Source organism: Coprococcus hominis (ex Arizal et al. 2022) (assembly GCF_040094675.1).
GTDB classification, from domain to species: Bacteria; Bacillota; Clostridia; order Lachnospirales; family Lachnospiraceae; genus Coprococcus_C; species Coprococcus_C hominis.
On the sequence record NZ_JBBNHG010000027.1, the window covers coordinates 1 to 13,068 of the forward strand.

Below are 13,068 nucleotides of genomic sequence, written 5' to 3' on the forward strand. Positions count from 1 at the left end.
TTTCTACCCAACCTGCTTGCTTCTCTTTACCTTCCGGTTGGGGATTTTCTCCCGCTCTGCCATTTTCTACCCAACCTACTTGCTTCTCGGCAACTTCCGATTGGGGATTTTCTCCCGCTCTGCCATTTTCTACCCAACCTGCTTGCTTCTTCTCAGCTTCCGGTTGGGGACTTTCTCCCGTTCTGCCATTTTCTACCCAATCCACCCCAATATCCACAGAGACAAGATGCGCTCTGCGCATCTTGCTCTGATTAGCGGTCATCAAATGCACCGCATAAATGCGGGAGTTTTCCCACTCCACCACATTCTACCCATTCCACCCCAATGTACTCCAAAAAAGGCTGCCACCAAACAGTGACAGCCCTCTCCCATATAACCGGCATATGCACGCACAGCCGCTCATATATTCCTATCTATAAAATTACAAAAATTACAATGTAACTTCTACTTTCTCAAGCTTCCAGATCTCCTGTGCATACTCTTCGATTGTTCTATCAGAAGAGAACTTACCTGCACAAGCAGTGTTGAGCATAACCATCTTAGCCCAGTTAGCCTTATCCTTGTATGCCTTATTTACACGCTTCTGTGCATCTGCATAAGAATCGAAATCCTTCAATGTGAAGTATACGTCCTTCATTACAAGAGAATCATATAAGTCACGGAACAATTCCTTATCGCCATTTGAGTAAGTGCCATCTACCAGCTGGTCAAGAACCTTCTTAACCTTTGGATTTGAATTGTAGATGTCCATTGGATAGTAACCGCCATCCTTCTCGTACTTCATTACTTCCTCAGCTGAAAGTCCAAAGATAAATGCGTTCTCCTTACCAACTTCCTCTACGATCTCTACGTTTGCACCATCCATCGTACCAAGTGTAACAGCACCGTTCAACATGAACTTCATGTTACCTGTACCGGAAGCCTCACGGGAAGCTGTTGAGATCTGCTCCGATACATCTGCTGCAGCGAAGATAATCTCTGCGTTTGATACACGGTAGTTCTCGATGAATACAACTTTGATCTTGCCCTTGATAGACTTATCATTATTGATCACGTCTGCTACAGAGTTGATCAACTTAATTGTAAGCTTTGCTGTCTTGTAACCGGCAGCTGCCTTTGCACCGAAGATGAATGTTGTTGGCTCAAAATCCATATCCGGATTTGCCTTCAACTCATTGTACAGATGCATAACATGAAGGATGTTAAGCTGCTGTCTCTTGTACTCATGAAGTCTCTTAACCTGAACATCGAAGATAGAGTTCGGATCTACATCGATACCATTGTGCTCCTTGATGTACTCAGCCAGACGAACCTTATTCTTGTACTTAATGTCCATGAACTCCTTCTGAGCCTTCTTGTCTGTTGCGTACTTCTTCAGACCTTCAAGCACCGGAAGATCCGTGATCCAGCCGTCGCCGACCTTCTTTGTAGCCCAGTCAGCAAGCAATGGGTTTGCATGGAGAAGGAATCTTCTCTGTGTAATACCGTTTGTCTTGTTGTTGAACTGCTCCGGACGCATCTCGTAGAAATCACGAAGCTCACGCTTCTTCAAGATCTCTGTATGAAGTTTAGCAACACCATTTACGGAGTAAGATCCGGCGATCGCAAGGTGTGCCATCTTAACCTGACCATCATAGAGGATAGCCATGCTGCGTACCTTATCCTGGTTGCCCGGATACATATCTTCGATCTTAAGAACGAATCTACGGTTGATCTCATCTACGATCTGATATACTCTAGGAAGAAGCTTCTGGAAGAGGTCGATTGGCCACTTCTCAAGTGCCTCAGCCATGATTGTATGGTTTGTATATGCGCATGTTCTGCATGTGATATCCCAAGCATCATCCCACTCAAGATTCTCCTCATCAACAAGGATTCTCATAAGCTCTGCTACTGTTACAGTTGGATGTGTATCATTCAGCTGGAATGTAACCTTGTTTGGAAGATCATGGATATCTGCGTTGTTCTCCTTGAACTTCAGGATGGCTCTCTGTACAGAAGCAGATACGAAGAAGTACTGCTGCTTCAGACGAAGCTCCTTACCTGAATAATGGTTATCGTTTGGATAAAGTACCTCAACGATGTTACGGGCAAGGTTTGCCTGCTCCACTGCGTTCTGATACTCACCCTTATCAAATGAATTAAGATTGAACTCCTGTACCGGCTCTGCATCCCAGATACGGAGTGTATTTACAACATTATTGCCATATCCAATGATTGGAAGATCATATGGAATCGCACGAACTGCCTGATAATCCTTGTGTACGAAGTAATTCTTTCCCTCTCTGCATTCTGTCGCTACATAGCCACCGAACTTAACCTCTACTTCATACTCCGGACGCTTTACCTCAAATGGATTGCCGTTCTTCAACCAGTTATCCGGCTTCTCAATCTGATAACCATTCTCGATTGCCTGCTTGAACATACCGTAACGATAACGGATACCACAGCCATATGCCGGGTAGTTTAATGTAGCAAGGGAATCCAGGAAACATGCAGCCAGTCTGCCAAGACCACCATTACCAAGTGCTGCATCCGGCTCCTGATCCTCGATCACATTCAAGTCAAAGCCAAGCTCTGCCAATGCTTCCTTCACCTGCTCATAGCATGTGAGGTTGATCATATTATTACCAAGTGCACGGCCCATAAGGAACTCCATAGACAGGTAGTAAACAGTCTTTGCATTCTTCTCCTCGTATGCCTTCTGCGTAGCGATCCAGCGATCAATGATATGATCCTTCACTGCGTAGGACACTGCCTGAAATACCTGTTCCTGTGTTGCTTCATCGATAGTCTTACGGAAAAGGTTTTTGACGTTGTTAATGACGTCCTTCTTGAAGCTTTCCTTATCGAAATCAGCCATCTTCTTCATAGAATTAATCCTCCTTGTTTATGTGCGTATGTGCATCCGAAAATGCCCACACTTATCTTACGTAACATGTCCATATCATCCCCGTTGCTAATCCTCTCATTACCGTTATCGTAGCTTATCCGGCAGCACACCATCATCCGGCATACAATCCTAATTCTCTACGCGATACTCTCCCGTCGCAGACATGTCATTTCAGGGCATCCCAGCCCCATTCCAACACATTCAGTGTAGCAGACATAATTACACGATACAATGAAAAATGTATTTTTCGTTACATCTGCCCATGAATGTGTGAATTAACAAAAAATTTTATACAATTTGCTTGCAAATCCTCTGTTTGATTTGCAGAACTTTACTTATTATTTTATTTACTTACTTCCACGCCGATCGTAACTTTCTCGCCGTTGATGTTCCACTCTTTTGAGTTGTCACACGCTGCATCCATCACAAATGCATCGCCAAGTACGACTCGCTTGATCTCATCTGCGTTCTTCTCCATAACCTCTGCGATCTTCGCATTGCCGGTTACATAGACCTTGATGCGGTCTGTTACCTGGAAGTCAGAATCCTTACGCATCGTCTGGATCTTGGAGATCACCTCACGCACATAGCCTTCCTCGATCAGCTCCGGTGTCAGGGTTGTGTCGATAACAACCGTTACATAGTTATCGCCCTCTGTCACATATCCGTCCATCTTCGCTACTTCGATCAGCAGATCTTCCTCAGCGAGTGCAATCTCTGTATCATCGGCTGTGAACTTGATCACACCGTCTGCCTTGAGCTCGCTCATCGCTTTGTTGCCATCGACATTTGCAAGGTACTCCTTGATTGCATTCAGATGCTTGCCATACTTTGGTCCGACTGTACGAAGCTGTGGCTTGAACGAGTATGCGGTAAATGCAGACAGGTCTTCCTTGAACTCTACATTCTTCACATTCAGCTCGTCACGCAGGATATCTACGAAATAATCATCCAGTGTCTTTGCAGCCTTGATGTACATATTTGCAATCGGCTGACGGGACTTGATGTTCGCAGTATTTCTTGCGGCACGACCAAATACAACGACCTTCAGTACTTCATCCATGCTTGCTTCAAGCTCCGGATCGATCATGGACTCATTTACCTCCGGGAAGTCACACAGGTGGATAGATTCCGGTGCATTCTTATCTACCGTGCGAACTAAGTTCTGATAGATATCCTCTGTCAAAAACGGAATCATCGGTGCTGCAGCCTTGCAGAGTGTCACAAGTGCTGTATACAGTGTCATGTACGCATTGATCTTATCCTGTGGCATATCCTTTGCCCAGTAACGCTCACGACAACGTCTGACATACCAGTTACTCATATCATCGACAAACTCAGCAAGTGCCTTGGTTGCCTCCGGAATACGGTAGTTGCCCAGATTATCATCTACGGACTTCACCATAGAATTAAGCTTGGAGAGCAGCCACTTGTCCATCACGGACAGCTTGTCATACTCCAATGTATACTTCGTTGGATCAAACTCGTCAATATTTGCATACAGTACATAGAATGCATATGTGTTCCAGAGCGTACCCATGAACTTTCTCTGGCCTTCGACCACTGCATCCTCATGGAAGCGGTTTGGAAGCCAAGGTGCGGAGTTGCTGTAGAAGTACCAGCGGATTGCATCTGCGCCGTATTTGTTCAGGGCATCCATCGGATCAACCGCGTTACCCTTGGACTTACTCATCTTCTGTCCGTCCTTATCCTGTACGTGACCAAGCACGATAACATTCTTGTAAGGCGCCTTGTCAAAGAGCAATGTGGAGATTGCCATCAGGGAATAGAACCATCCTCTTGTCTGGTCAACCGCCTCACTGATGAAGTCAGCCGGGAAGTTGTCCTCGAAGATATCCTGATTCTCAAACGGATAATGCCACTGTGCAAATGGCATCGCACCGGAATCGAACCAGCAGTCGATAACCTCCGGCACACGCTTCATCTCGCCGCCACAGTCCGGACACTTGATCGTCACTGCATCAATGTATGGACGATGCAGCTCGATATCATCCGGGCAGTTGTCGCTCATGGATTTCAGTTCCTCGATCGAACCGATCGCGTGACGCTTGCCACACGAGCACTCCCAGATATTCAGTGGAGTTCCCCAGTAACGGTTACGGGACAGCCCCCAGTCCTGAACATTTTCCAGCCATGCGCCGAAACGTCCCTTACCGATACCTTCCGGAATCCAGTTTACGGTGTTATTATTCTTCACCAGTCTGTCCTTCACTGCGGACATCTTGATGAACCATGTATCTCTTGCATAGTAGATAAGCGGTGTGTCACATCTCCAGCAGTGTGGATACTCATGCTCAAACTTCGGAGCGTCGAACAGAAGTCCTGCCTTCTCCAGATCAACGAGTACCGGCTTATCTGCATCCTTTACGAACAATCCTGCGTAAGGTGTTTCCTTTGTCATATCACCCTTGCCATCGACAAACTGAACGAATGGAAGGTCGTATTTTCTTCCGACGTTTGCATCGTCCTCACCAAATGCCGGTGCGATATGAACGATACCGGTACCATCGGACATCGTTACATAGGAATCGCATGTAATGTAATGTCCTTTCTGTGGAAGCTTTGCCACATACGCCTTTGTGCACTCAAAAAGCGGCTCGTATTCCTTGCCCTCTAATTCCTTACCCTTGTAGGTCTCAAGGATTTCATATGCAGGTGTTCCCTCTGTAATCTTCTCTTCCTTGACAAGCTTCTCTGCCATGCCGCCAAGTACCTTGTCAAGCAGAGCCTCTGCCATGTAGTAAGTATAGCCGTCTGCTGCCTTTACCTTGCAGTAGTTCTCATCCGGATTCACACAGAGTGCCACATTACTTGGAAGTGTCCAAGGTGTTGTCGTCCATGCAAGGAAATACGCATCCTCGCCGATTACCTTGAAACGTACCACAGCGGAACGTTCCTTGACTGTCTTATAGCCCTGTGCTACCTCATGTGACGAAAGCGGTGTTCCACAACGTGGACAATAAGGCACGATCTTGAATCCCTTGTAGAGAAGTCCGTCGTCCCAGATCTTCTTCAATGCCCACCATTCGGACTCGATAAATGTATTGTGATATGTGACATACGGATTATCCATATCTGCCCAGAATCCTACCTTGTTGGAGAATTCTTCCCACATACCTTTGTATTTCCATACGGACTCTTTACATTTGCGGATAAACGGATCTAAGCCATACGCCTCGATCTGCTCCTTGCCATCGATACCAAGCTCCTTCTCGATTTCAAGCTCAACCGGAAGACCATGTGTATCCCATCCAGCCTTACGAATGATCTTATGTCCCTTCATTGTCTGATAACGTGGAATCATATCCTTGATCACACGTGTCAGCACATGGCCGATATGCGGCTTGCCGTTTGCAGTTGGAGGGCCGTCATAAAATGTATAAGTCGGCAGGTCTTTCTTCTCTTCGATACTCTTCTCGAAGATCTCGTTCTCTTTCCAGAACTTGAGTACTTTTTCTTCCCGGCTGGTGAAGTCCAGCTTTGTAGAAACCTTTTCGTACATACTTCTATATTTCCTTTCTTATTATGTTTGATTTTCATGCATATCTGTATCTGTCATAAAAATAGATTTCCGTCTGATTCACAGACCTATCCAAGTTTTCAGTATAACGCATAACCCAAGGAAATGTCAATAAAACCCTGCCATGTCACTTTCGCCAGTTATAAATATATTTTGTTATCCATTCCGTGAAAACTTGCTCCTTCATTTTTGTAAAAAGGAAATGACATACGACTGTAATTTTGGTATAATAGACGCAGATTGTCAAAAGCTGACACGGAAGGAGTTTCATATGATTAATTTTAAAGTTGGAATTATGGGTGCCGGAAAGATTGCCGGTGTGATTGCAGATACACTCAGAGATTTAGATGCATTTGAAGCATATGCCATTGCATCCCGTGATACAGAGAAAGCAGAAGCTTTTGCCAAAGAGCATGGTGTTACAAAATATTATGGTTCTTATGAGGAACTAGTGGCAGATCCGGATGTCGAACTCATCTACATCGCAACCCCGCATTCCCATCACGCAGAACATGCAAAGCTTTGTTTAAATGCCGGAAAGCCGGTGCTTGTCGAGAAAGCATTTTCTTATAATGCAGCTACTACCGAAGAAGTCCTGAAGCTTGCCAGAGAGAAGAATCTGTTCTGCGGCGAAGCAATGTGGATCCGTTTCATGCCGATGTACCGTCTGATGGCAGAGTACATCCAGAAGGGTGCAATCGGGCGTGTCAATAATATCACCTGTTCCCTTGGCTACTCTCTTCTGAAGGAAGAACGACTGACCAAGCCGGAGCTTGCCGGTGGTGCACTGCTTGATCTTGGTGTATATCCGCTCAATCTGATCTCCATGATCTATGGCAGCGAACCTCCGATGATCGGTTCTACCTGTGCCAAGCTTGACACAGGCGTGGATGCGCAGGAAGCATTGCAGATTTCATACAAAGGTGGCAGATGTGCAAACGCATTTGTCACAATGATGTACCAGCCTGACAACAATGCAAAAATCTATGGTGACCGCGGATATATCGAGATTGACAACATCAACTGTCCGGAGACATTCCGTATTTACAATCAGGATCACAAGCTTGTGCTTGAGACAAAGAAACCGGACAAGCAGACAACCGGTTATGAATTCGAGTTTATCGCTGCCAGAGATGCCATCATCGTTGGTCAGACCGAATGCCCGGAGATGCCGCATGCAGAGACACTCCGCATCATGCAGATCTGCGACTCACTGAGAAATACATGGCAGATCAAATATCCGATGGAATAATCATTTCCGTTAGTAACGCACGCTGCCAGGCGCACATTTAACAAACACCGGACAGAGAGAACGCTTCTCCTTGTCCGGTGTTTTAATTTCCATTCATATATATGTTTGCCGGTTCATTCAAAAAACATACAACGATTCTGTCTCCGCTGCCATAACTCCTGCATCGTCGGAAACTGTTCATGCAGCGACCTCACATACGTCGATCCAATTGCAATCTGATCCGAATTGCACATCGTAATAACGCGGTTTGTATAATCAATATTGCGTACATAGTTTGCATTAATGATTCCACTGCGGGAACATTGCAGGAAATACCATACATCGGCAGCCTCCAGAAGCTGTTGCAGGGTAACATATCTCACAGGATATTTCCCACCATTATTCAGACAGACCTCCATCGATCGGTTAGATGCCAGTATATGACTGACCTTGGCACATTGGATCGGGTATATCACATTCTGGTTCTGGATATACAGCATGCGTGCCTCTATTTTATCCTGCCGCAGCATCGGACATGTGTGCGGACTCGTGCACCAGAGTTCCTCCAGAGCCTGTACAAGTGTTTCACACAACCGATGTTCGAGCGACAAAGTATCAATTACCGCAAAACAACACAGTACCCGATCACAATAACCATTCGGATCTTCCACGTCAGATATCAATATCATAGGCGTATCCCGATAACGCTTCAACCTGCGCGCGGACTCCATAAACCGGTATGCATCTACAATATTCTGGTGAAACTGCTCCTCCGCTGGCCCGCACACCATTACATCAACCTGATGCTCTACAATAATCTTATAGGCCGCACTATAATTTCTGACAATCTTCACAGAATATTCCAGCGCTAACTGACTTACAACCATACGACTACGTTCTAATATCTCTTCATCCCCCATGACAAACAACACAATTTTTCTTTCCCTCAACACATTCTCCCCCTCGTAAATAAAAAGCAGAAAAACCTCCTCCTGTCTTTCTGCTTTCTTGTCCCCTAGTTACAATATTTCTCTATCAATGTAAGTGCTTCGTCCATCTTGTCAACCGGAATCTGCCCGGGTGCCGATGCCTCCGCAAAGCTTGCAAATGTGATTGCACTGCCGAACACCTGACCGCTGATCCGGCTGATTGCCCCCATCTTCCCCATCGACATCGTGACAACCGGTACCTCTGCATACGCTTCCTGCATCATAGCCGTTGCAGCAAGCAGATTCACCACATGCATTTTATTCTCCGGCATCACAGCAATCTTTGCAACATCCGCGCCAAGATCCTGCATACTGCGCAGCCGGTTCACGATCGTGGATGCATCCGGTGTGGTCTGGAAATCATGATTTGACATGATGATCTTTACCCCTTTTTCCTTTGCGATCCCGATCATTTCCTCTGCCTGCTCTGCCCCGGAGAATAATTCGATGTCTACCATATCCGCCAGATGCCCTTCGATCACGTGCCGGTTGATCTCGTAGATCGTCGGCGTGGTAAAGGCAAGCTTCTCGCCGCCCTCCGCTTCACTCCGGATCGTAAATAACAACACTTTTTCTGGCAGAATCTCTGCTACCTTCGCAAGCAATCTATCTAACACTTCATAGTCAGGCAAAATATCCAGATAATCGCCACGAAGCTCCACCATATCAATGGCAGAGCTTCTCTGTGACTGTCTTATCTGATCCGCCTGCGCTATGATCTCCTCCGCCGACCGTCCGACCAGCGGCACACAGATCTTCGGCCGGTCAAAGCCGATGATACAATGTTTGATCTTACAATAACGAATCATATAATTTTCCTCTATTTTTACTGTATCTTCTCATAGTACTTGGATTCCAGTGCCTGCAACAGCTGCTCCACAGTATAGTCATCGTCATCCAGATAGATGCTTGCTTCCATACTCAGGAACACACCCGGTTCTACTTCGATCACGGCTGTAACATCCATACATTTCATCTGGAATGCGTTATAAGTCTGTACGTTATAAAGCACATCCTTGTCTTCTACTTTCGCTGTCTGGTTTAACTGTGTATCCAGAATCTCGTAGCTGTCGATGTTGGACATATCATAATAGACAGAATCCAATGCGTCGGATGCAGATTCTGCAGTATATAACCCATACTGTATCGTAGATACCTGCTCTGTCTCAAACATAACACCATACTCATTCGCATACTCGAAGTTAAATCCATCGATACATCCCTTGATCTTGTATTTCGCACTTCCATCATAGGTCATAACTGATGCATTATCGAGGGTAATCTCATCTGTATTATCGTCGCTGAAATCTGCATCGCTATAGGTAGCTGTGTCTTCGTCGATATCCTCTTCCACCTGATTAAGCAGATCGGAATTTGTTCCAAACAGACTGTTCAATGCATCTATCAGATTTACAAATGCTGTATTGTCAGATAAACGCTCTACCCAAGCACCCATCAGCTTCTGGCTTTCTTCACCAAATGTCTGCAAATCGTCCTCTGTCATGGTTGCAAGATCATACACCTTTTTGCTTGCATCCATCTCCTGTACAGAAATCTTCGATGTATCGATCGTTGTATCAATACTTCCATTGCAGAGCGTCTGGTTGGCTGCCTTCAGCTCGAACGAATCAATCGCCACAGTATAGCCGACACCCTTGTTGATGTCTTTGTAAGCACCCTTGTAATTAAACACATAGGTATCTGCGCCTACAATATTGGCATTAACCGTATTCTCAAATGTATTGTCCGCCTTGTTAAATGTCTTCTCCCAGTCAACAGACAGGTACGAAGAAGCGGAGATCTTTACCTTTGTCGTAACTGTATCACCAGACTCTACAACATCCTTTGTGAAATCCAGTCCAATCTCCTTGTCACCGGCAAATGCCTTTACATTTCCATATGTATTTCCGCTGATATCATGTGCCTCGAACTTCACGCCAACGGAAGTGTCTGACACATCAAAACTTAAGTTTCCTGACAGATCATCCTTACCAGCATCCAGCCAAAAATCATAATCGATCTTCACCATATTCAAGATGTTGATCTTATCGCTACATGTGATCTTAACAGCTCTCTTGCCCTTCACATATACTTTCACACACAGATCATGCTTAATGACACTTGGCACAGCCGCTTTCAACTGATCCATATAATATGTATAGTCGTCTGCACTCATACCAAGCTGATCAAGCGTATCCTGCGAACCTGTTACCGCTTCTGTCAAACCATCGATCGCAGATACACACGCATCCTGCAGATCTTCCTTTGCCCATGTCACATAATATTCCTTGGCTGTTACATTCTCGCCATTGACTGTGATCTTGGCACTTCCCTGCTTCTTAAATTCTGCAGCATCCCAGATTGTCTCCAGCGCACTCACATATCCACTTGTAAGACCTGATCCATCAGAACCAGATGCAAATGCGTTTAAACTGTATCCGGCAAGTGCCGATGCGTCCAGACCAAGTGACTGTCCAGCTGGTGAATTCGCAAGCGCGCCCATCGGATCGTCCGCCGGGTATACAAGATAACCTGCAAGCAACTCCGGTATACCGACTGTCATCGTATCTTCATCGCCAAAAACCTCATACGACAGAAGATCATCGCCTCCGATCGTTATCGCGCCATCTGCAGAAAGCTTCTTATTTTTCTGATCCACTGCGTTATTCTGATTCCAACCGATTGCGTAAGCATTTTCACCTTCACCAGCGTTAAATGTCAGGTTGAGACTGCTATCTCCACCTTTCTCATTATACGCCTTCATCACCTCATCGAATCCGACTACATCGTTTCTCTCTCCGCCAGTGCTGTAGGAAGAAAATGTCTCTTCCATCGCATCTAATACGACTTCCTTGTCCGACTTAAAAAGCTTTGGAAGGAAAATGACGCCACATACAACCAGTGCAACGATTGCAACGCCAGCACCGATCAATGCGCCCAGCTTGCCCTTTGTCATTGGCTTCTTCGGTTTCTTACCGCCTGTCTGTGGTTGCATCGGCTGCTGTCCGTAATATCCAGTCATGTCCGGCTGTCCCGGCTGCTGCCCGTAATATCCAGTCATGTCCGGCTGTCCCGGCTGCTGTCCGTAGTATCCAGTCATGTCCGGCTGTCCCGGCTGCTGTCCGTAGTATCCAGTCATGTCCGGCTGTCCCGGCTGTTGTCCGTAATATCCAGTCATATCCGGCTGTCGCGGATTTGCATATCCAGTCATGTCTGACTGTGGTGGATTCGTATATCCGGTCGTATCCGGCTGCTGTGGATTCACATATCCAGTCGTATCCGGGAATCCCCCCGGCTGCTGTGTGTTATTTTCGTCCATTCTATCCCTCCAACTATATGTCTACGCTTAGTAAACCTTTGCTTCTTCCTCGCCATTTAATACACGAAGTGCGCCCTGTGCCAGAGCAAGAAGCTCGTCCTCGCCACCGTATACGGTAACCGGTGCGATGAACTGTACTCTCTTTGTGATCTCTTCGGTTGCATACTTGCCATATGCGATACCACCTGTCAGGATGATCTGATCAACCTTACCAGAAAGAACCGCTGCCTGTGCTCCGATATCCTTCGATACCTGATATAAGAATGCATCAAATACAAGCTGTGCATGCTTGTCACCATTCTTTGCCATAGCCTCGATATCTCTTGCATCGTTGGAACCGCAGTATGCATTGAAGCCTGCTTTACCGACGAGCTGCTTGATCATTTCCTTCTCTGTGTACTTTCCTGAATAGCACAGACGAACCAACTCACCATTTGGAACACCACCGGCACGCTCCGGAGAGAATGCCCCATCGCCATCCAATGCATTGAATACATCTACAACCTTACCGCCTGTATGGGCACCTACGGAAACACCGCCACCCATATGAACAACGATGAGGTTCAAATCCTCGTACTTCTTACCAACTTCCTTTGCATAACGCTTTGCAACTGCCTTCTGATTTAATGCATGGAAGATACTTGTTCTAGGAAGCTCCGGATGTCCGGAAAGTCTTGCAACATCCTGTAACTCGTCAACAACAACCGGGTCTACGATATAAGCAGGGATTCCAAGCTCATCAGCGAAATCCTTTGCCAGGATACCACCGAGGTTTGATGCATGCTCACCACGCTTTGCCTCTACTAAGTCCTTTACCAGCTCATCGGTAACTGTGTATGTACCACCCGGAATTGGCTTAAGCAGACCACCACGGCCTACAACAACATCCAGTGTCTTAATATCGAAATTATTCTCAGCTAAAACCTTAGCGATGACATCCTTACGGAAATCCTTCTGTGCAACGATCGAATCGTACTGTGCAATCTCCTCAGTCGAATGACGCAGTGTCTCCTCGAACAACAATGTCTCATCCTCAAATACACCAATCTTTGTAGATGTAGAACCTGGATTGATGATCAATGACTTATAACTCAT

General features: G+C 46.0%; 8 protein-coding genes. 1 reads left to right on the forward strand and 7 read right to left on the reverse strand.

The genetic code is table 11. The features are described from left to right. From AAAT93_RS04745 to ileS, 3 genes are all read right to left on the reverse strand, one after another. Window positions 1-262, reverse strand: a 262-nt coding sequence (locus AAAT93_RS04745; RefSeq protein ID WP_349095501.1) for a hypothetical protein, incomplete at its 3' end; no start/stop codon positions are given. A 168-nt stretch (window positions 263-430) separates the two neighbouring features. Continuing rightward, entirely contained in the window at window positions 431-2,872 is a 2,442-nt protein-coding gene (locus AAAT93_RS04750; RefSeq protein WP_021984050.1) for a glycogen/starch/alpha-glucan phosphorylase, read from the reverse strand. 364 nt (window positions 2,873-3,236) lie between these two features. Beyond that, window positions 3,237-6,416, reverse strand: coding sequence for an isoleucine--tRNA ligase (gene ileS / locus AAAT93_RS04755; protein ID WP_118671206.1), 3,180 nt, complete (start codon window positions 6,414-6,416; stop codon window positions 3,237-3,239). A 289-nt stretch (window positions 6,417-6,705) separates the two neighbouring features. Here ileS and AAAT93_RS04760 point away from each other — a divergent pair, with 289 nt between their 5' ends. Beyond that, a complete protein-coding gene (locus tag AAAT93_RS04760; protein WP_227573564.1) occupies window positions 6,706-7,686 on the forward strand; it encodes a Gfo/Idh/MocA family protein in 981 nt (326 codons plus the stop codon). A 113-nt stretch (window positions 7,687-7,799) separates the two neighbouring features. On the opposite strand, the gene AAAT93_RS04765 is transcribed toward AAAT93_RS04760, so the two are convergent. From AAAT93_RS04765 to buk, 4 genes are all read right to left on the reverse strand, one after another. Beyond that, entirely contained in the window at window positions 7,800-8,615 is an 816-nt protein-coding gene (locus tag AAAT93_RS04765) for a LytTR family transcriptional regulator DNA-binding domain-containing protein (RefSeq protein ID WP_227573565.1), read from the reverse strand. Window positions 8,616-8,680: 65 nt separating this feature from the next. Next, window positions 8,681-9,463 carry a type I 3-dehydroquinate dehydratase gene (aroD, locus tag AAAT93_RS04770; RefSeq protein WP_227573566.1) on the reverse strand — a complete coding sequence of 261 codons (783 nt, stop codon included), beginning with the start codon at window positions 9,461-9,463 and terminating at the stop codon, window positions 8,681-8,683. A 17-nt stretch (window positions 9,464-9,480) separates the two neighbouring features. Continuing rightward, the gene (locus AAAT93_RS04775; RefSeq protein WP_227573567.1) at window positions 9,481-11,973 is read right to left on the reverse strand and encodes a DUF1720 domain-containing protein; all 2,493 of its coding nucleotides are present in this window, start codon (window positions 11,971-11,973) and stop codon (window positions 9,481-9,483) included. 27 nt (window positions 11,974-12,000) lie between these two features. Next, complete coding sequence (buk, locus tag AAAT93_RS04780; protein WP_021984056.1) at window positions 12,001-13,068, reverse strand: butyrate kinase; 1,068 nt, start codon at window positions 13,066-13,068, stop codon at window positions 12,001-12,003.